Source organism: Brevibacillus sp. B_LB10_24, from assembly GCF_046036945.1.
In the GTDB taxonomy this organism is placed as follows: domain Bacteria; phylum Bacillota; class Bacilli; order Brevibacillales; family Brevibacillaceae; genus Brevibacillus_C.
The window spans coordinates 69,193-90,200 of record NZ_JBJQOQ010000006.1 but is presented as its reverse complement, the minus strand read 5'-3'; the positions used below and the strand labels follow the sequence as shown (position 1 = coordinate 90,200).

The following is a 21,008-nucleotide window of genomic DNA, read 5'->3' as shown; positions in this document are numbered from 1 at the left end:
GAAAGAGGATGCGTACAATCGAGATTTTTGACACCACATTGAGAGATGGCGAACAGTCTCCAGGCGTAAACCTGAGCTTGAATGAGAAGGTGGAAATTGCCCTCCAATTGGAAAGATTAGGCGTGTCTCGCATCGAGGCCGGATTTGCGGCAGCCTCCCCCGGGGATTTACGCTCCGTGGCTGAAGTAGCCGCCCGCGTAAAAAATGCGACAGTGATCAGCCTGGCGCGTTCCAATGAAAAAGATATTGACAAGGCGTACGAAGCGGTGCGAGGCGCGAATGATGCCGGGATTCACGTGTTCCTGGCAACCTCGCCGATTCACCGTCAATATAAGCTATGCATGAGCAAGGAAGAGGTGCTGGAGCGAGCGGTTGCCGCCGTCCGGCACGCTAAAAAATACGTGCAGCATGTCGAGTTCTCCGCCGAGGACGCCGGCCGTACGGAGATTCCGTACCTTGCCGAGGTCGTAGAGGCGGCGATCAAGGCGGGAGCGACCGTCATCAATCTGCCTGACACGGTCGGATACTTGTCCCCGCAGGAATACGGCAATATCTTCCGGGAGATGTTCCGACTGGTGCCGGGCATCGAAAAAGTGAAGCTGAGCTGCCATTGCCACGACGATTTGGGGCTGGCAGTCGCCAACACGCTGGCTGCGATTGAGGCGGGCGCGACACAGATCGAAGGGACCATCAACGGCATCGGCGAGCGTGCCGGCAACGCGGCGATCGAGGAAGTGGCCCTGGCTTTGGAGACCCGCAAGGACGTTTTCCAGGCTGTGACCACTTTGAACCTGCGTGAAATTGCCCGCACAAGCCAGCTGGTGAGCCGCCTGACGGGAATGATTGTACCCGGCAACAAAGCAGTAGTAGGGGCGAACGCTTTTGCCCACGAGTCCGGCATTCACCAGGACGGCGTCTTGAAAGAGGCGACGACCTATGAGATTATCCGTCCGGAAACGGTCGGGTTTAAATCAAACCGGCTGGTTCTCGGCAAACACTCCGGACGCCATGCTTTCAAAGACAAGTTGGCCGACCTGGGATACCATCTGGAACAGGCGGAAATCGACATCGCCTTCATCGCTTTCAAAGAACTGTGCGACAAGAAAAAAGAAGTCAGCGACGACGACATCGTTGCGCTCGTCGATTCCAAGATGTCCGGCTCGGCTGAAGCATACAAACTGGAGTCAGTGCAGCTCTCTTACGGCAACCTGTCCGTTCCGACTGCCAGTGTCCGCCTGCTGCGTCAGGACGGCACCGTTTTGGAAGAAGCAGCCTGCGGCAATGGTTCAGTCGACTCCATCTACAAGGCGATTGACCGCGCTACCGGCGAAGATGTAACGCTGGCCGATTACAAGATCGTCTCCGTCACACACGGCAAGGATGCGCTTGGCGAAGTGTACGTCCGGCTGCAGCAGGGAGATCTGATCGTTCAGGGACGCGGCGTCAGTACCGACGTCTTGGAAGCAAGTGCGATCGCCTACGTGCGAGCGGTCAACAAAATCATTGAGCGGCGCGGTGAGACACTGGTTGCCAGCGTATAGGGCAGCGAAACGGCAGGAACGGGCATGATCTATAATTATAAGGAAGAAAGATGAGTGGCCTATGACAAAGAAATCTTTTACGATCGCGGTTCTGTCCGGCGACGGCATTGGGCCTGAGGTTACGGCGGCAGCGGTCACATTGCTGGAACAAGTAGCGAAACAATCCGATGTTTCATTCCAATTCACCTACGGCCGCATCGGCGGATGTGCGATTGATCAGGACGGTACACCGCTGCCGGAGGAGACGCTCCAACTGGCAAAAGCGGCGGATGCGGTACTGCTCGGTGCGGTAGGCGGCCCGAAATGGGACCAAAATCCAGGCCATTTGCGCCCGGAAGCGGGACTGCTCGGCATCCGCAAGGCCCTTGGGCTCTATGCCAACCTGCGTCCGGCGACGATGCACCCGAGCCTGGTTGAGGCTTCTTCGCTGAAACCGGAGGTCGTCTCCGGCGTCGATCTGATGGTCGTTCGCGAACTGACCGGAGGGATTTACTTCGGCGAGAAAAAGCGCTACCAGGCGGCAGACGGCGCTGAAGTAGCCGAAGACCAGCTTATTTACAACGAGGCGGAGATCGAACGGATTCTGCGTGTCTCCTTTGATATCGCCCGGAAGCGCGGCAAACGTCTCTGCTCCGTCGACAAAGCCAACGTATTGGAAAGCTCCCGCCTGTGGCGGAAAGTGGCTGAGCGCGTAGCGGCAGACTACCCGGACGTAGAGCTGACGCACATGCTGGTTGACGCGTGTGCCATGCAGCTGGTGCGGGCGCCCAAACAATTCGACGTCATCGTTACGGAGAACATGTTTGGCGATATTCTCAGTGATGAAGCGGCCATGTTGACTGGTTCGATCGGCATGTTGGCTTCGGCCAGCCTGGCAGAAGGCAGCTTCGGCCTGTACGAACCGGTTCACGGCTCGGCTCCGGATATCGCCGGAAAAGGAATTGCCAATCCGCTGGCGACGTTCCTCTCTACGGCTTTAATGCTTCGCTACTCGCTGGGCCTGGATGCCGCAGCTGAAGCAGTAGAGAAAGCCGTCTCGGCCGTACTCGATGCCGGCCATCGCACCGGTGACATCTCATCCGATCCAGGCAAGGCGGTCGGTACCGCAGAAATGACCCGGTTGGTACTGGATGAGTTGGCAAAACAGGCAGCGGCAAACTAAACAGGTAAGACAGTGGCCTCGATCATTTCCTGATCGAGGCCACTTTTTTGTCGCTCGGCGCAATGATGAAAAGATAAACAAATATATTGACTGTTCTAAAGCGATAAAATATGATGGAAATATCTTTGTATACAGAATGCAGTATTCAAAAATGAAGGGTCGGGGTCAGATGAAAAAACAGATTAAGCGGACAGAGACGCTCCAATCCCAGGTGTATGAATATCTGCGTGATAAAATCCTGATTGGAGGATTAGCACCGGGGCAAAGGCTGATCGAAGAGAGGATCGTTGAAGAAACCGGGGTCAGCCGCAGTCCGATTCGGGAGGCAATCCGCCGTTTGGAAAAAGATGGATTGGTGGTGGTGCAGCAGCAAGGGGGGGTGACGGTTTACGAGCCAAAATGGGAGGATTTTTCTTACCTGTACGAATGTCGGCTCAACCTGGAGCCGGCGGCCGCGATGTATGCGGCTGAGCGGCGATCGCAAGCGCAGGTGGAGCGGCTGCAGGAACTGCTGGAGATGACGAAGAATCCAAACCATCAAAGCGATCCGATCAAAATCCACGAATTGAATTTTGAGATACATCACTTGATTTCAGAGGCAAGCGCCAATCCTTATCTCGTGAAAATGCTGCGGGATTTAAAGGTGTTGATTTCCTTCTATCGAAATGTGATCATTCGCACCCAGGAAAAACGTCCGGAAACAGTCGTTGACGAGCATGCCGCTATTCTGCAGGCGATTGCCGATCAGGACAGCCAAGGGGCAAAGAAGTTGATGGAGGAGCATATTCGTACGGATTACAGATTATATTTAAAATCCTATCAAGAATTAAACACATAGGGAGATCAATATGCAGAGGAAGAAACCACTGGAAGGGCTTAGGGTGCTGGAACTTGGCACACTTGTCGCCGCTCCTTTCGCGGGAAAGATATTCGCTGAGTTTGGCGCTGAGGTGATCAAGGTTGAGGCACCGGGAACGGGTGACCCGCTTCGCAACTGGCGTGCCATGCATGAGGATTCATCCATCTGGTGGTATGTACAGGCAAGGAACAAAAAATCAATTACCGTAGACATGCGCCTGAAAGAAGGACAGGAAGTGGTCCGATCCCTGGTAGAAAAAGTAGACATTATTATCGAAAATTTCCGCCCGGGGACACTGGCAAAGTGGGGCCTTGATTACGAAAGACTGTCGACAATCAACCCTGGTCTGATCATGGCCAGTATCTCCGGCTACGGACAAACCGGGCCTTATCGCAGCAAACCGGGATTTGGCAGTGTGGGAGAAGCAATTGGAGGTCTTCGGTATTTGACTGGATTTCCCGACCGCCCGCCTGTTCGGGTTGGCATCGCCATTGGCGATATCGTGGCCGGCATGTACGCGGTGATTGGTACGATGTTCGCCCTGCAAGCGCGAAACAACCATCCGGAAAAACGAGGTCAATGGGTTGATGTGGCTTTATATGAATCCGTTTTCAGTTTAATGGAAGGGATTTTGCCGGAATTTGACCTCAAGGGGATTGTTCGTGAGCGTACGGGAAGCACCCTGCCTGGTATTGCACCGTCCAATACATACGAATGTGCCGATGGCAAGTATATCGTCATCGGGGCGAACAGCGACAGCATTTTCAAACGGATGATGTACGCGATCGGTAGAGGGGATTTGGCCGAAGACCCGCAATATGCAGACAATCAAGGGCGAGCCGAACATGCAGACTTTCTCGACGAAGTTATTGGGAACTGGACGAAGCAGTATCCGCTTGCCGAGGTGCAAAAGCGGCTGGATGAGGCTGCTGTTCCAGTCGGACCGATCTACAGCATTGAAGACATTGTCAAAGACGAGCACTACAAGGAAAGAGAGATGCTGAAATCGGTAACCCTGCCGGACGGTCGGAAGGTCCTTGTACCCGGCATCGTGCCGAAACTGTCGGAAACGCCGGGAGACCTGGAGTGGAGCGGCCCAAAACTTGGTCAGCACAATCAGGAAATCTTCGAGGGGCTGCTGCAGTTTAGCCAGGAAGCAATCACCGAATTAAAAGAAAAAGGGGCGATTTAATGGCTGAGGTGCAGATTATTGAAGTTGGTCCGCGGGACGGACTTCAGAACGAGGCGGAGTTTGTCCCGACGGAAAAGAAGCTGGAGCTGATAGACAAGCTGCTCGATGCCGGGATCACGCGGATGGAAGCGACGTCGTTCGTTCACCCGAAAAAGGTTCCGCAAATGTCAGACGCTTCCGACATTATGCGGAAGCTGCAGGGGTACAAAAACGTCTCCCTCGGTGCGCTGGTGCCGAATCGGAAAGGTTTTGAACGGGCGAGCGAACAGCGCATAGACGAAGTGAACTGGGTGACGGCAGCCAGTCAGACCTTTAACGCCCGGAACATCAATCAGTCGATTGAGGAGAATTTCGAGGCGTTCACGCAGCTCGTGCCCCTGATGAAAGAGGCTGGCGTGAAAATCCGTTTTTCGATTGCGACCAGCTTCGGCTGCCCGTTCGAGGGAAAAGTGGACGAGGACAAAGTCCTTTCGCTTGCTCTGGCGGCCTTTAAAGCAGGTGCAGATGAAGTAGGGCTGGCCGATACGATCGGAATTGCTGTCCCCGATCACGTGTACAGTCTGTGCAGCAAGGTATTGAAGTACAGCAGGTCAGATTCGGTCGCCATCCATCTGCATGATACCAGGGGGCTGGCGCTTGCCAATACATACGCTGCCTACACGGCTGGCATTCGCTTGTTTGAGGCTGCCGCCGGCGGATTGGGCGGCTGCCCGTTTGCACCCGGAGCCGCAGGAAATGTGGCGACGGAAGACGTGGTCTACATGTTTGAGCGAATGAACGTCAAAACGGGTATCGATTTTTCCCGGCTGCTGGAAGCTTCCGATTTTGCTGTCAGTCTTTCAAAGAGAAATCCGCTGGGCAGAATCCGCCTGGTGGAAAACAGAAATCAGTTGACGATCTAAAGCTGCATAATTACAGGGGGTATTTGTATGAAGAGTCGGAAAATATGGACAACGTTGCTGGCCGGATGTATGCTGGCAGGATCTGTGCTTGCGGGGTGTGGAGGAGGAGCGGCCCCGACAGCCGAGAACAAGCCGCAAACCGAGGCAGGAGCAGGACAAACAGCCGCACAAGGCGGAGATGAATACCAAGAAGTGACGATCCGCCTCGCCTATAATCTGCCGCAGGATCACCACGTATCCAGAGGGGTGGAGGATTTTGCCAAGAAGGTGACGGAGAGGTCCGGCGGAAAAGTAAAAATTCAAGTATACCCGTCAGGACAGCTCCTCAGTGACAAAGAGATGAACCAGGCGATTTTGACGGGCGGTGTCGAAATGGGGGTAAACTCATCGACACTGTGGGCATCGGTAGTACCGGAGATGGGGATTTTTGATGTCCCGTTCTCTTTCCCTACATATGATCTGGCCGGAAAAGCGCTGAAGGGAGAAATTGGCGAAAAATTGAATCAACATATGGAGGCAAAAGGGGCGAAAGTCCTCATGTACGCTGACTACGGTTACGCCCAATTTGCCAACAACGTAAAACCGCTGAAGTCCCCTGCTGATTTCAAGGGGCTGAAATTCCGCAGTATCGGGGAAATTCCTTCTGCCATGCTGCAGGGATACGGGGCAGCTCCGGTCTTTATGGGAGCGGGCGAAGTTTACATGGCGCTCCAGCGCAATACGATTGACGGCGCTACCTCTGGAACGACCGCGATGGTACAGCGCAAGTACGACGAGGTGTCCAAGTATTTGACGATTGCCAACTACGCTTATCTGGAATTTTTGCTCGCGGTAAACAAGAAGTTCTGGGACGGACTGCCGCCAAAAACACAGGAGCTGCTCGCGACGACAGCCAGCGAGACGGAAGATTGGATTCGCCAGCAGGCAGAGCAGGAGGATAAGAAGACGGCAGAGCAGCTGAAAGAAAAGGGAATGGAAGTTTACGTCGTGCCTGAAAGCGACTATCCAGTATGGAAAGAAGCCGGAAAACCTGCTGTCGACGAATATCTGAAAAACAGCGGCGATACCGGAAAAGAATTGATCCAGCTAGTAGAGAGCTTACAGTAACGCAACATCTTGGAGGGGGATCATGAAGCATTTAAAGTCGGTATACGCAGGTCTGGACCGAATCATCACGCTGGGCGGACTTGTGGCTGGTATTTTTATCCTTTGCGCGACAGGAATGATCTTTTACGAGGTCGTTTCCCGCTTCCTGTTTAACGCTCCGACGATCTGGGCAACGGAACTTTCGATATACACCATCATCGGAAGCTGTTTCTTTGGAGCGGCATACACACTCAGGAGAAACGGGCATATCAGAGTGGACCTCTTGCTTCACAATGTTTCCGCTCCGATCCGGAAAGGCCTGCTGATGGTTACTTGCGTGATCGGGTTAATTTTCAGCATCGTCTTTACGGTATACGGATGGGAACACGTCATCAGCAGCAAGGAATTTGGTTTTACATCTGCCTCTCTGCTGAGGATTCCCATGTACATTCCGGAAATGCTCCTTCCATTGGGCGGAATTTTGCTTTGCTTCTCCTTTCTGCTCCAATTTATTGACACGATGAACGGCAAAGAGCAGGAGGAGGAGCTAGAATGATTTCGTTTTTTTCAGGCGGTTTTGCCGTTTTGCTGTTGATTGGACTTCCTGTGGCTTTTGCGCTCAGTTTTATCGCAGCGATCGGGTTGTATCTGTTTAACGGCGGAGCGCTGGGCTTGTCGCAAATCCCGATTATTGCGTATAAATCACTGGACGATTTTACCATGAGCGCATTGCCGATGTACGTACTGATGAGCCAGGTTCTCTTGTACAGCGGCGTGGGCAAAGAGCTGTACGATATGGCCAGCAAGTGGTTTCGTCATCTGCCCGGCGGTTTGGCGATCGCGACGCTGACGTGCTGTGCGATTTTTTCCGCGATCTCCGGATCAAGTGTAGCGACGGCGGTTACGATCGGGATGGTTGCGATACCCGAAATGACCGCGCGGGGCTACGATAAAAAAAGCGTACTCGGCATGATGGCGGCAGGCGGAACGCTTGGCATCCTGATTCCGCCCAGCGTGCCGATGATCATCTACGGATCGGTGACTGGCGAGTCGGTCGGTAAGCTGTTTATCGCAGGTGTCATCCCCGGGCTGCTGCTGCTTCTGCTGTTTATGGTGTTCGCATCGTGGAAGACGAGGCATATCAAAGAGGCGCCGGCGACGTGGGGAGAACGCCTCCAGGCTACCCGCAAGGCCATCTGGGGATTGCTGATGCCTGTCATTATCATCGGCGGTATCTATACAGGTATCTTCACTCCTACAGAAGCTGCCGCCGTCGGTGTTGTCGTCAGCTTTTTGATCGCAGGATTGGTGTACCGCAGCTTGTCGCTGGAAAACATGAAAAAAATCATACTTTCCACGGTGAAGACGAATGCGATGATTCTGTTCATTATTGTCGGCGCCATGCTGTTCGGGTTTATTTTGACCTCTCTGCAAATACCGCAAAAATTGACGGAACTGGCAACGGCCTGGCCGGTTTCCAAGTGGGTTATCTTTGTTCTGATCAACATCGTGCTGCTCATTTTGGGCTGCTTCCTGGAAACAGTCTCGATCCTGGTCATTACCTTGCCGATCCTGTATCCGATCATTACCGCGCTTGGGTTTGATCCGATCTGGTTTGCGATCATCATGGTCGTAAATATGGAATTGGCCCTGATCACTCCGCCCGTCGGACTCAATTTGTTCGTCCTTAAGGGTGTGGATCCGAGCTCCTCGATTTCGACCATTGTCAAAGGCTCCATGCCTTACGTCGTGATTATGATTCTGTTCATCGTACTGTTATCGATTGCACCGGGACTGGTTACGTTCCTGGTAGACAATGTGAAGTAAATCAAATATCGTCGGATAGCCCCTCCATCTGCTGCGGGTCAGCGGTTTGGAGGGGTTTTTGTGCGAATAAAAATCTGATAATTCAGAATTGGTCCGATAGTCTTAGTGAATTGATGTCCAAAAAATGGTATGTTGAAAGTAGCAGGACCTATGATAATACCGATCAAGCTAAAGGAGGTAGTTTCAGGTGTATCAAATGGACAGCGTTTTACGTGATCATTTGCACAAGTGTGATGCCCAGTTGCAAAAGCGTTTGGCTCAGGCCAAGGGCCTGGATGAAGAAATCACCGTATTGATTCAGCGTAAAATCGATGATGGCCAGAGCACATGTGACATCCTCAACCAGTTTGTACAAGATTGCGGATGCAGGATTATCAAGGAACTGCCGATTATCGACGCTGTTGTCATCCGCCTGCCGGTAAAAATCTTGGGACAGGTTGCCAGCAGCCACCACGTCCATCGGGTGCATCTCGACCGGACGATGCATGCCCTGCTCGACGTCGCCACACCGTCCATCGGGGTTACACCGGAGATTAGCAGCCGATGGACCGGGAAGAATGTTGCGATCGCCATCCTGGATACGGGTATTTACGCACATCCCGATTTGACTGTACCTCAGAATCGTATCGTGGCTTTTTACGATGTGATACAGGGAAAAACCAAGCCATATGACGATAACGGCCACGGTACACATGTTGCCGGATGTGCTGCCGGCAACGGGAGTGCCAGCGGGGGCAAGTATAAAGGCCCCGCTCCGGAAGCTTCGCTAGTCGGGGTCAAGGTGCTGGACGCAAGCGGGCAGGGCTCGATCTCAGATATCATCGACGGCATACAGTGGTGTGTTCAGCATAAAGACCAATGGGGCATTCGCATTTTATCCCTTTCGCTTGGCGGCCCGGCGAGTGAATCGTATCGCGATGACCCGCTTTGCCAGGCATTGGAGAAAGCGTGGCGAGCCGGACTGTTCGTCTGTGTAGCCGCCGGCAATGAAGGGCCGGGAACCGGGACGATCAGTTCACCGGGAATTCACCCGCTGCTGCTTACGGTGGGGGCGGTGGATGACAAGCGTACTGTACCGCTTGCAGATGATAAGCCGGCGCCTTTTTCCAGCCGAGGACCGACGATCGACGGCTTGACCAAGCCGGATATCGTCGCCCCGGGAGTGAACATCATATCGCTGCGCTCCCCGGGCTCGACGCTCGACAAGACCTATCCCGAACGGCGCGTAGGGGAACAGTACGTCGCGCTTTCCGGAACATCGATGGCAACGCCTATCTGTGCAGGTGCCGTGGCGCTGTTGTATGAAGCGAAGCCGGAAGCTTCTCCGGACGAGATCAAAACAGCACTCTTGGCAGGAGCAAAGGATCTGTTTCACAATCCCAATACAGCAGGCAAGGGGGTTGTGCAAGCGGCAGATGCGCTGGATGCCCTCGCAGCACCCAAGGCTCCCGCCGTTTCTGCGGGTGAGGACGAGTCGTATATTTCAGTTGCCTTTACACCCGAAATCGCCGGCATCATCGAACGGGAGATTGCCGCAGCGACTTCGGAGATTGCGGTCGAAGTCCCGCGCATCACGGATTTGACGATTGTGACGGCATTGGCAAACGCAGCCAGCCGGGGCGTGAAAATGCGCATCCTGCTTGACGCGGGACATCCGGAGAACGCGGAGACGATTCACTTCCTTGCCGAAAAGGGAGCGGAAATCCGCAGTTTTCACATCGATTCCGGGCAAGCCGGGCCGCTGTACACCGCCTTCGCCCTGTTTGATCAGACCAGGGTGCTGCTGGGCAGCGGGGAATGGCGGCATCGCGACTTATATACCACGCGTGAACATGCTGTCTTGACGAATTCCCTGCAAGTGGTGGAGCAAATCGCGGGAGTCTGGCAAGCCGATTGGGATTCGGCGATTTCTGCGGCCGCAGGGGGTGGCCGAGACAGCGCAGACGAACAACTGAGAGCTGCAGGGGCTTGACCCGAACGAAACAAACATCGGCACATGATCGTGTGCCGATGTTTGTTTACCCGATTACCCGATCATGATCTTTCCTTTCGGGAAGCGGTAGTACTCCTTCTGTTTGCGCTGCGCCAGCGCGAAGGCGATCGTCAGCGGCCCTACCCTGCCGGCGAACATGGTGAGCGTGATGACAATTCGGCCGACATCGGTCAAGTGGGGTGTGAGTCCCATCGAGAGGCCCACCGTGCCGAATGCTGAAGTCGATTCGAACAGGATCGTCAAAAAGTCGACGTTTTGCTCGGTTATCGAAAGAATCATCGATGAGGCGATAACAATGGACAAGCTGCTCACGGTGACCGTAAGCGATTTGTAGATCATATGGGGCAGGATTCGCTGACGGAAGAAAATTACGTCCTCTTTGCCTTTTACCTGCGCCCATACCGCACCCAACAGGGTGGCGAACGTGGTCGTTTTGATCCCGCCGCCCGTGGAACCGGGGGATGCCCCAATGAACATCAGGATGATCATGAAGAACAGCGACGAATGACGCATATCACCGATGCTGATCGTATTGGAGCCGTCCGTTCGGGCCGCTACCGACTGATAGAAGGAGCCGAAGAATTTTCCCAGCATGGAAAGCGGCTGCAGCGTCTTGGGATTGTTGTACTCCAGGGCAAAAATGGCGACGGTTCCCGCAATGATCAGCCAGGCCGACGTCGTCAACACGACTTTTGTATGTAGGGAAACGCGCCGTTTATGGCGGCGGTACTCATACATCTCTGCCATGACGATAAAGCCAATCCCGCCGAGAATGATAAGGGCTGGGATCACCAGATTGACAATTGGGTCTTCTACGTAGATAGTCAAGCTGTTAAAGTGGCCCAATATGTCGAAGCCGGCGTTGTTAAAATTGGAGATCGAGTGAAACAGTCCAAAGTAAAGTGCTTGGCCGAGCGGCATGTCAAAAGCGAAGCGGACAGCCAGCAGGAGTGCCCCGGCCAGTTCGATGATCGCGGTGAAGATGATGACCATCCGGGCCAACCGGACAATTCCTTCGATCGAGATCTGATTGAGGGATTCGCGGAGCAGCAGACGCTCCTTTAACGAGATTTTTCGCCGAATCAACATGGCGAAGAAGGTAGCGAAGGTCATGAAGCCCAAGCCGCCTACCTGAATCAGACTAAGGATCACCAACTGGCCGAACAGGGTGAAAGTGGATCCTGTATCAACGACGACCAAACCTGTGACACAAGTGGCAGAAGTAGCGGTAAACAGCGCGTCAATCCAGGACAGTCCTGTACCGCTGCGGGTAGCTGCCGGCAAGGTGAGCAAAAAGGCGCCGATGACAATGATGACGGCAAAGCCGAGCACCAGCATTTTGGGCGGATCGTGCCTGAGGTTATTGATGACTTTTGAGAACATGGTATCGCTTCCTCTACCTTAAGCGTAGTTTTCTCCAGATGTAGACACTTGCACTTAGTAGTATAACCGCGATTGCAGCTCCTACCAAGTAGTCTTTTATCATCAATACGACCAGTCTCCAATTTTCCCCGAGATAATACCCTACGCTGATCCAGAACACGCAGAACAGAAAAAAGCCGGCAAAACTGTAGACAGTGAAAGCCAGCCAACTCATGTTTCCGACGCCGGCGACATACGAGGAGAGCGTCCGTACGCCAGGCAGCAAGCGGCCCAAGAGCAGCACCAGCGGGCCGTATTTTTTTGTGAACTGGGTAGTCATCTGAATGGAGTGATCAGAAATAAGGAAGTACTTTCCATATCTGTTTAATAGCGGCAGTCCGTATAGCTTGCCCAGTGCAAAGGTGATTAACGAACCTGTGCCGCTGCCAAGTGAAGCAAACAGGATGACATATCCCAAATCGAATTGCTCCGCACTGGAGAGAAAGCCGAAGAACGCCAAAGCTGCATCTCCCGGAAAAGGAAGTCCCATCCCTTCAGCGACGAGCGCGAGAAAAATGCCTGGGTAACCCAGCTTTTGCACCAGTGCGACGACAGCATCCCATACACTCGCAATCAAGCAAAATCACCTCATGCTAGTATATCGGACAAAGTAGGAAAATAACACCGATTTTTCGGGTTCCTTCACTTGCTGTGTTCTTGTTCGATCGTCTCCGAACCGGCTTCCAGCTCTTCTGCCTTCCCCTGCCTGCCCCCTAATTTTTTTGAAAACAGGATTGCGATTCCGACAGCCATAACGATCAAAATAAGCATGATTGCTGCTTGCAGTATCAGGTTGTTCCACTCAATGACAATAGCTCCAAAGGACATGCGAATTCACCTCACCCATGGGAGTATTTTACCACAAATTAGGTAACCATTTCCGAGTTTGATTGACACGTATGAATTGTTATGCCAAATCCACAATTACCAAATTTTCTGACGATATGTTATAAATAAGTCATAACGAATACAATTGGCTGGGGGAATGATATGAACAACAGTTATGAACGAGAGCTGCCTGCATCCATTCTCAATGTGCTCCCGCTGGGGGTCATGATCGTCGATCAGGATGGCACCGTTAAAGTGAACAACCGAATGGCAGAGGAACTCTTGGCGCGAAATCGCGGCGAACTGGTCGGCCAGCCGTTTGCTGACATATTCTCTCATGACGCCAGTCTCAAGCGGGTGTTCGAGACAGGGGAAAGCGTCCAGGATGTGAGCGTCGAGGTCCAGGGGAAATGGCTCCTCTGTTCTCTTTCGCTGCACGTGACTTCAGACGGGAAGGAAGCCGTATGCCTGTTGAAGAACACGAGTGAACTGGACCAGGTTTTTGAGCAGCTGCATAAGGTTGAAATGTTGAACCTGGAGCTGGAGATGATCATCAATTCCTCGTTTGACGAAATTTTTGTGACCGATGGAGACGGGACCGTCCTGCGGGTAAACCCTGCCGGCGAGGCTCTTTACGGAATGAAAGCGGAAGAGATGATCGGCAAGAACACGAACGAGTTAAGCGAAAGGGGCCTGTATTCTCCGGCTTTGTATCCCATTGTCAAAGAGCGGAAAGAGCGGGTTTCGATGATTCAACGAACCAAGACCGGTAAGACAGTTCATGTCATCGCCAACCCGGTGTTTAACGAAGAGGGCAACATGACGCTGATCATCTTCACATCCCGCGATCTGACAGAGATCAGATATTTGCGTGACAAGATTGAACGGACAGAAGTCTTGCTGCAAACCTATAAATCAGAACTGGAGGAACTAAAGCAGTTTTATCAGCCGCAGGAAGATATCGTCGCCTACTCCCCCAACATGCGAAAAATCCTCAGGCTGGTGCACAGGATCGCCAAGGTGGATTCTACTGTCCTGATTACAGGGGAATCTGGCGTAGGAAAAGGAGTCATCGCTTATGCAATTCACAAAAACAGCGAGCGGGGAGACGGTCCTTTTGTCCATATCAACTGCGGCGCCATACCGGAGGCGCTGATCGAGTCGGAACTGTTCGGATATGAGGGAGGAGCATTTACCGGGGCCCGAAAAGAAGGAAGCAAAGGTTTGATCGAGCAGGCAAACGGTGGCAGCCTGTTTTTGGATGAAATTGGCGAAATGCCTGCCAATCTGCAGGTGAAATTGCTGAAGGCCCTGCAAGAGCGAAAAATTAACCGGGTCGGCAGCGGGAAATCGATTGATATCGACGTGCGGATTATCGCAGCAACGAACAGGGATCTGGAAAAAATGGTCGCAGCCGGTGAGTTTCGCGAAGACCTCTACTACCGGCTGAATGTCATCCCCATTCACATTCCCCCGTTAAAGGCCCGGCCCGAAGACGTGTCGTACTTGATCGACTATTTTATCAAGAAGTTCTGTGAAAAGTACAAGCTTCCCAAACAGTTGGCACTGGAGGCGGAAAACGCCCTGATTCGGTATCCTTGGCCGGGAAATGTGCGTGAATTGGAAAACATGATCGAGCGGTTGGTCGTGACAACCGAAGGAACGCTTATCACGCTGCAGGACTTGCCTGACAGCCTCGTGAAGAAATCGGAGAGGGCGGCTGACTCCATAATCCTGGTCCAGGGAATCTGCCCGCTGAAACAAGCCCAGGAGGAGATGGAGGAGCAGTTGGTCCGAAAGGCGTATCAGCAGTATAAAAGCTCGTATAAAGTGGCGGAAGTCTTGGGAATCAATCAATCAACCGCTATTCGCAAAGTACATAAATACATGAAAAACAAGTAGCGATCTCTCACGCTTCGGTCCTGCCCGATGAATGAGGCGGCAGGCATGATTTTTGCTTCCTTCCCTTTCTGAGGAGAGAGGAGGTGGTTTGCATGATCTCATTTCAAGACGAAACGGTTGCAGAACTCTTGCTGCTGGGTTTGCTTCACCATCAGCCGCAATCCCGTCCTGCGCTGAAGGACAAAATGGCCGGGTTGATCGGCCCGCAGTCAGCTGCACAACTGGACGAGGGGATTGCCAGGCTCAAGCAGAGGTGCTTGATTCTTGAGCAAGACGAGCTGTCGATTAACGACCGAGGGCTGGAAGTCCTTGCCGAACAGATCAGACAGCACCCGACAGACCCGTGTTCACTGGCAATCGGGCTGCTGTTGCCGGTAAAGATGCTGTTCCTGCCTTCCCTGGGGCTGGCGGAGCAAAAAACCATGCTGGAGAGGTGGGCTGTGGAATTACAGGCAGAAAAAGCCCGGGTGCAGATGATCATGGAAAAGTTGGACCGGCAGGGGGAGGATTCCTTTTTTTACCTGTGGCATGAACATTCGCTGATGGTCCTCATCTCCCGGATCGAATGGCTAAAGATGGTCGTCCGCAGATGGAACAATCGCAACCTTTGCTGATATGCACCATGCATCAGGACATCATTTGTCATGCACGTGTGCATGATGTCTGGCAATAATTAACGAAATATTTAAACGATTACAGCTTGAATGCGGATTAAACGAACATCACACAGGGGGTATGTAGCTATGTCAGATCAAGTCAAACGGCACAGTCCAAGTGAAGCCATTCGCAAGAAACAGGTGAGAAAAGCCGCGATTGCCAGTGTCGTCGGAACCTCCATTGAATGGTACGATTTCTTTCTTTACGGCACGATGTCTGCCTTAGTCTTTCCCAAGCTGTTCTTTCCGGAGTCTGACCCCTATATCGCCGTCTTGCAATCATTTGCGACGTTCTTTTTAGGATTTCTGGCGCGGCCGGTAGGCGCGATGATTTTTGGGCACTACGGCGACCGGATCGGGCGCAAGGCAACACTGGTCACGACGCTTCTGCTAATGGGGATCAGCAGCACATTGATCGGACTTTTGCCGTCTTACGGGAGCATTGGGATCGCGGCCCCTCTCTTATTGGTGCTGCTAAGGGTCTGCCAGGGAATTGGCGTCGGCGGCGAATGGGGCGGTTCGGTCGTCTTGTCGACGGAATGGGCGTCCAAAAAGCGCCGGGGACTGATGGGCAGCATGACCCAGCTTGGGGTGCCGATCGGCCTGCTGACCTCTACCCTGACCGTTTCTTTCTGTATTCGCCTGTTCGGTGACAGCTTTGACACGTGGGGATGGAGAATTCCGTTTCTCGTCAGCTTTGTTCTGATCGCGATCGGGTTGTATATCCGACTGGGAATCGTCGATTCGCCGCAATTCTCCAAGCTGAAGCAGGAAAAGCGGGTAGCCAGACAACCGGTGCTGGAAGTGGTGAAAAAGCATCCCAAAGAAATCGTCTTGTCTGCTTGCGCCCGTTTAACCGAACAAGTCCCGTTCTATATTTTTACCACGTTTGTCATTGCTTACGGGACAGAGCAGCTCGGGATGGAGAAACAGTTCCTCACCAATGCCCTTTTGGCTGTTCCGCTTGTGGAGATCGTTTTGATTCCGCTGTTCGCCCATCTCTCAGACAAGTTTAGCAGAAAAAAGGTATACATCTTGGGATCGGTCCTTACCATTCTGTTCGCGTTTCCGTTTTTTAGCCTGATCAATACGACTGTACCCGGTTTGGTGATTCTCGGAATTGCCCTGTCGATCGTCGGGCCGTGCATATCATACGGACCGCAGGCGGCACTGATCGCGGAAAACTTCCCGACACACCTGCGTTACAGCGGCGCATCCCTCGGTTACCAGCTGGCCTCGGTGATCGGCGGAGGACTCGCACCGATGATTTCCATTTACCTGCTGCACACGTATGGCAGCACGGTCCCGATCAGTCTCTACATCATCGCCGCCTGCGTGATCTCCATCATTGCTGTCTTTGGCTTGAAGGACCGTGCGAACCAGGAGTTTGCCGAAACCCCGGTCGACGGCTCGACTGGCGGCAGAGAAGCCGGATAGGCGTATGGCTCAGGCGGGACGCCCTGAGTAATGCATCAGCGCATTGCCCGGCGGGGCCAGTGCCTTGGGGCCGACTGACTTCAAAAGCAACTTCAGGCTGGCACGGGAATTGCTAATATCCATCGACAATTCAGTATCAAGGAGGTTGAAGATCATGCAAGAAAACAATGTGCGGCAAGCAGCCTTGCCGGACAGCGACAGGCTGTCTGCAGAATTGGCGTCATTGGACAAAAAGTACCACTTCCACCCGACTTCTTCCCTGCAACAGCAGCAGCAGCACGGGCCTTCCTTTATTTTCACGGAGGGCAAGGGGGTCTATTTGACCGATGTTCACGGGGATCGGTACATGGATGGGCTGGCCTCCATGTGGAATGTCAACATCGGCCACGGACGGGCAGAGCTGGCGGAAGCGGCCAGAGAACAGATGGCCAAGCTCGCATTCAGTTCTTCCTTTCTGACGCTTTCCCACGAACCGGTGATCCGTCTGTCCGCAAAGCTGGCTGAATTGACACCGGGGGACTTGAACGTCTCCTTCTTTACATCTGGCGGCTCCGAGTCGAATGACTCCGTATTTAAAATCGTCCGGCATTACTGGAAGCTGAAGGGGCAGCCAGACCGTCAAAAAATCATTGCCCGCAACCTTGCCTACCACGGGATTACCATCGGAGCGACCAGCGCCACAGGGATTTCCCAGTTTCAAAGGATGGCCTCGGCGCCTTCCGACGATTTTCTTCACGCAGCGGCTCCGTACTGCGCCAGATGCGAACTGGGGATGACGTACCCCGCCTGTCAGTTGGCTTGCGCCGGCACGCTTCGTTCGATCATCGAGCGGGAGCAGCCGGAAAAGGTGGCAGCCGTCATCGTAGAGCCCATCCAGGGAGCGGGCGGGGTCATCGTGCCGCCGGACGGGTATCTGCAGGAGGTGCGGAAGATCTGTGACGAGTACGGCATCTTGATGATCGCCGATGAAGTCATTACCGGGTTTGGGCGGACCGGCATGATGTTCGGAGTGGAAAATTGGGACGTCGTGCCTGATCTGATGTCTGTAGCCAAAGGGATTACCAGCGGCTACATTCCGCTCGGGGCGGTGATCATGTCAGAGCGGATTCGCGACGAGATGATATCCCTGTCTAACGACACGTTCTTCCACGGGTTTACGTACAGCGGCCATCCTACCGCATGCGCCGTTGCCTTGAAGAATCTGGAAATCATCGAGAGAGAGGGAATCGTCGGCCACGTCAAACAGATGGAAAAAGTCATGCTGGATGGTTTCCGCTTCCTGGAGGAGCGGCATCCGACTGTCTCTGCCGGTAGAGGCAAGGGATTGCTGGGGGCTTTTGAGCTGTTTGCCGACCGGGAACGGGGTACCCGGTTTGATCCTTCCGTCAAAGCCGCCTCGCGGGTGGTCAATCAGTGTTTTGAGCGAAAGCTGCTGGTCAGGCCGATTACCTACGGCGGCACGGATATTATCGCGATGTCCCCGCCGCTGATCATGACCAAGAACGAGTTGGAGTTGATGTTTGAGATCTTCTCCGACGCGGTCGGCGTATTTGAACGGGAGATCGGCGTCGGATAGGAACGGGGAGGGGGAGATTCACATGGACCGTGAGCTTGTCTTAATCAACGGCCGCATTGTCTCGATGGATGCCGAGTCTCGCGAATACGAGGCGGTCGCCATGCAACACGGGAGAATCGTCAGTCTGGGGCCTGCCCGCGAGGTGCTGCGGGCGGCGGGCCCCGCTGCGGAGGTAGTCGATCTGAACGGAAGAACCGTGCTGCCAGGGTTTATCGATGCCCACCAACACATGATTTATTTCGGACACCATCTCTCCTGCGTCGATTGCCGCCGGGAGTCTATAGCGGACATGGCAGAGGCGATACGGGCGAGGGCGAAAGAGCTGGAACCGACAGACTGGATCATCGGGCAGGGGTTCGACGAGACCTGTTTTCGGGAAAAAAGGCTGCCGACAGCCGAGGATTTGCGGGGAATCCCCAATCCGGTGTACATCACCCGCTTTTGCCTGCACGCTGCGGTGGTGAATCAAGCCGGACTTGCCGCCGCGGGAATTGACGAGACCACTTCAGATCCGCCCGGCGGGGAGCTCATGCGGGATGAGCAGGGGAAGCTGACAGGAGTCTTGCGGGAGAAGGCCCTTGATCTCATCCGGCACGTCCTGCCCCCTTGTACGCCGGATGACATGCGAAAAGCGCTCACACTGGCGGACCGCCGCTATATCAGCGAAGGGATCACGACCGTACATGAAGCCGGCATAGGGTTTTTTACCGACTCCTTTGAAGAGTTTGCGGTCTTTCAAGAGATGACCCGATCCGAAGCGATACACGTCCGGGTCTACGGCATGGTGTTAGACAAGTTTTTCCCGCTGGTAAAAGCGGCACGGATGCGCTTCGGCCTTGGCGATGGCCGGTTTAAACTGGGACCGGTCAAAATCTTCTCTGACGGTACGCTCAGCGGACGCACCGCGGCTGTATCCGAGGAGTACCTCGATCCGCCGGGCACGACCGGCATGATGGTGATTTCTGCGGACGAATTGCAGCAAAAAGTACTGGAAGCCCACCTCGAGGGATATCAGGTCTCCGTCCACGCCATCGGTGACCGGGCGATTGACCAGGTGATCGCCGCCTATGAAAATGCCCTTGCGATCTGCCCGCGCGAGGATCATCGGCATCGGATCGAGCACTGTGCCGTCACTGCTCCCGAGCTCATTCGGCGGATCAAAAAGCTTGGCCTCATTCCTGTTCCGCAGACAGCGCTGCTGCACACCGCAGGCGACGTGTACCGCAGGGTATTAAAGCCTCACGTCCTGCAAGGCTTGTACCCGTATCAAACGTTTTTTCAGGAAGGAGTCCGCGTTGCCGGCAGTTCCGACTGTCCGGTGGTGCCCAGCTCTCCGCTGCTTGGCCTCTACACAGCGATGACCCGCCAGACGACAGAGGGAGCGGCAGTGGTGCCGGAACAGCAGATTTCCCTGTTTCAAGCACTGCAGATGTATACCGTCCACGCCGCCTATGCTTCGTTTGGCGAAAGGGAGATCGGGACGATTGAGCTGGGGAAATACGGCGACCTTGTCGTTCTGCCGGAAGGCTTCATGTCTTTTTCCCCCGACGAGGTAAAAGAAGCAAAAGTAGAGCTTACCGTCATTGACGGAAAGATTGTGTTCAGCCGTTAGGCCCCGCTTCTTGTCTGTGAACTCTTTCACCATCAGAAAAAGGGGATGATGAGCGTGTTGTTGGTTTCGATACCGGATCGGCTGGGCCCTCAGCAATTGGACCGGCTTGCTTCCATCGTCGATCCGATGCGGATCTGCGTCGAAGCGGATCCCATGAAGGCTGGCCTGCCGCTTGATCAAGTAGAAATTTGGATCACGTACGGCAACGATGTCACCGCAGCGGCCCTGGAGCGGATGCCCGCACTGCGCTGGATCCAAGTGTTTCAGTCCGGGGTGGAATACGTTCCTTTTGAGGCTTTGCGGCAAAAGGAGATCATGCTGACCAACATCAGGGGAATTCACGGCATCCCCTTGTCGGAATACGTGCTCGGCATGATCCTGTACGTCGTCCGGCACCTGCCGAGATACCGCTCCTACCAGGAGAAACACCTGTGGCATCGTCAGGAATTTGTAGAAGAAGCGTTCGGCAAGACCGTTTCGATTTTTGGCGCCGGTACGGTTGGCGAGTGTATTGCCGAAAGGTGCAAGCTGCTGGGCATGAGGGTGATCGGAGTCAATACGAGCGGAGCGGGAAAGCCTGCGTTTGACGAGATGTACACGATGCGCGAGAAGCATCGGGTGCTTGCCGAAAGCGATTTTGTCGTCCTGCTGCTGCCTGCAACGCCAGAGACCCATCACAGCTTCGGGAAAAAGGAGTTTGACGTGATGAAAGGAGATGCCTTTCTCATCAATCTCGGACGAGGTTCTCTCGTTCATACGGAGGCATTGGTCGAGAGCCTGAAACACGGCTCAATCAGGGGAGCCGCGCTGGATGTCGCGGAAGAGGAGCCCCTTCCCGCGGGACATCCGCTGTGGGATTTGCAGAATGTGATCATCACGCCGCACATCGCCGCCAGGACCCGCCAGTACTTTGACCGCGGACTGGACAAGTTCAGGGAGAATATGGAGGCGTACAAGGCGGGCCGCACTCCGCCGTACTTGGTTGATCTGCGACGGGGTTACTAGACTGGACT

Annotated in this window: 18 protein-coding genes; 15 read left to right on the top strand and 3 right to left on the bottom strand. The window is 54.0% G+C overall.

The genetic code is table 11. The annotated features are described in order from the left end of the window. The first annotated feature begins 8 nt into the window (after window positions 1-8). The 9 genes from ACI7RC_RS08070 to ACI7RC_RS08030 all read left to right on the top strand — a co-directional run bounded on the left by ACI7RC_RS08070 (window position 9) and on the right by ACI7RC_RS08030 (window position 10,541). Window positions 9-1,541, top strand: a complete 1,533-nt coding sequence (locus ACI7RC_RS08070) for a 2-isopropylmalate synthase (RefSeq protein WP_408107726.1) — start codon at window positions 9-11, stop codon at window positions 1,539-1,541. A 61-nt stretch (window positions 1,542-1,602) separates the two neighbouring features. After that, window positions 1,603-2,703 carry a 3-isopropylmalate dehydrogenase gene (gene leuB, locus ACI7RC_RS08065; RefSeq protein WP_408107725.1) on the top strand — a complete coding sequence of 367 codons (1,101 nt, stop codon included), beginning with the start codon at window positions 1,603-1,605 and terminating at the stop codon, window positions 2,701-2,703. A 169-nt stretch (window positions 2,704-2,872) separates the two neighbouring features. After that, complete coding sequence (locus ACI7RC_RS08060) at window positions 2,873-3,541, top strand: GntR family transcriptional regulator (RefSeq protein ID WP_408107724.1); 669 nt, start codon at window positions 2,873-2,875, stop codon at window positions 3,539-3,541. 10 nt (window positions 3,542-3,551) lie between these two features. After that, complete coding sequence (locus ACI7RC_RS08055; protein WP_408107723.1) at window positions 3,552-4,754, top strand: CaiB/BaiF CoA transferase family protein; 1,203 nt, start codon at window positions 3,552-3,554, stop codon at window positions 4,752-4,754. Then, window positions 4,754-5,656: a hydroxymethylglutaryl-CoA lyase gene (locus ACI7RC_RS08050; protein WP_408107722.1), complete on the top strand. Its 903-nt coding sequence runs from the start codon at window positions 4,754-4,756 to the stop codon at window positions 5,654-5,656. The genes ACI7RC_RS08055 and ACI7RC_RS08050 overlap by 1 nt, the downstream gene beginning before the upstream one ends. A 27-nt stretch (window positions 5,657-5,683) precedes the next feature. Next, window positions 5,684-6,763: a TRAP transporter substrate-binding protein gene (locus ACI7RC_RS08045; RefSeq protein ID WP_408107721.1), complete on the top strand. Its 1,080-nt coding sequence runs from the start codon at window positions 5,684-5,686 to the stop codon at window positions 6,761-6,763. A gap of 22 nt (window positions 6,764-6,785) precedes the next feature. Continuing rightward, a complete protein-coding gene (locus ACI7RC_RS08040) occupies window positions 6,786-7,298 on the top strand; it encodes a TRAP transporter small permease (protein WP_408107720.1) in 513 nt (170 codons plus the stop codon). Next, window positions 7,295-8,569, top strand: coding sequence for a TRAP transporter large permease (locus ACI7RC_RS08035; protein ID WP_408107719.1), 1,275 nt, complete (start codon window positions 7,295-7,297; stop codon window positions 8,567-8,569). The genes ACI7RC_RS08040 and ACI7RC_RS08035 overlap by 4 nt, the downstream gene beginning before the upstream one ends. Window positions 8,570-8,765: 196 nt before the next feature. After that, window positions 8,766-10,541: a S8 family serine peptidase gene (locus tag ACI7RC_RS08030; RefSeq protein WP_408107826.1), complete on the top strand. Its 1,776-nt coding sequence runs from the start codon at window positions 8,766-8,768 to the stop codon at window positions 10,539-10,541. A 54-nt stretch (window positions 10,542-10,595) separates the two neighbouring features. Here ACI7RC_RS08030 and ACI7RC_RS08025 read toward each other — a convergent pair whose 3' ends face one another. The 3 genes from ACI7RC_RS08025 to ACI7RC_RS08015 form a co-directional block, all read right to left on the bottom strand. Beyond that, window positions 10,596-11,945, bottom strand: coding sequence for a TrkH family potassium uptake protein (locus ACI7RC_RS08025; protein WP_408107718.1), 1,350 nt, complete (start codon window positions 11,943-11,945; stop codon window positions 10,596-10,598). A gap of 13 nt (window positions 11,946-11,958) precedes the next feature. Beyond that, window positions 11,959-12,561, bottom strand: a complete 603-nt coding sequence (locus ACI7RC_RS08020) for a DedA family protein (RefSeq protein ID WP_408107717.1) — start codon at window positions 12,559-12,561, stop codon at window positions 11,959-11,961. Between the two features lie 65 nt (window positions 12,562-12,626). Then, window positions 12,627-12,812 carry a hypothetical protein gene (locus ACI7RC_RS08015; protein ID WP_408107716.1) on the bottom strand — a complete coding sequence of 62 codons (186 nt, stop codon included), beginning with the start codon at window positions 12,810-12,812 and terminating at the stop codon, window positions 12,627-12,629. A gap of 162 nt (window positions 12,813-12,974) precedes the next feature. On the opposite strand from ACI7RC_RS08015, the gene ACI7RC_RS08010 reads away from it, so the two are divergent. From ACI7RC_RS08010 to ACI7RC_RS07985, 6 genes are all read left to right on the top strand, one after another. Continuing rightward, window positions 12,975-14,714 carry a sigma 54-interacting transcriptional regulator gene (locus tag ACI7RC_RS08010; protein WP_408107715.1) on the top strand — a complete coding sequence of 580 codons (1,740 nt, stop codon included), beginning with the start codon at window positions 12,975-12,977 and terminating at the stop codon, window positions 14,712-14,714. 92 nt (window positions 14,715-14,806) lie between these two features. Next, complete coding sequence (locus ACI7RC_RS08005; protein WP_408107714.1) at window positions 14,807-15,328, top strand: hypothetical protein; 522 nt, start codon at window positions 14,807-14,809, stop codon at window positions 15,326-15,328. Window positions 15,329-15,457: 129 nt separating this feature from the next. Further along, window positions 15,458-16,807, top strand: a complete 1,350-nt coding sequence (locus tag ACI7RC_RS08000; protein ID WP_408107713.1) for an MFS transporter — start codon at window positions 15,458-15,460, stop codon at window positions 16,805-16,807. A 154-nt stretch (window positions 16,808-16,961) separates the two neighbouring features. After that, window positions 16,962-18,383, top strand: coding sequence for an aminotransferase family protein (locus ACI7RC_RS07995; RefSeq protein ID WP_408107712.1), 1,422 nt, complete (start codon window positions 16,962-16,964; stop codon window positions 18,381-18,383). 22 nt (window positions 18,384-18,405) lie between these two features. Further along, entirely contained in the window at window positions 18,406-19,995 is a 1,590-nt protein-coding gene (locus ACI7RC_RS07990; RefSeq protein WP_408107711.1) for an amidohydrolase, read from the top strand. Between the two features lie 54 nt (window positions 19,996-20,049). Then, a complete protein-coding gene (locus tag ACI7RC_RS07985) occupies window positions 20,050-21,000 on the top strand; it encodes a D-2-hydroxyacid dehydrogenase (protein ID WP_408107710.1) in 951 nt (316 codons plus the stop codon). The last annotated feature ends 8 nt before the right edge of the window (window positions 21,001-21,008 follow it).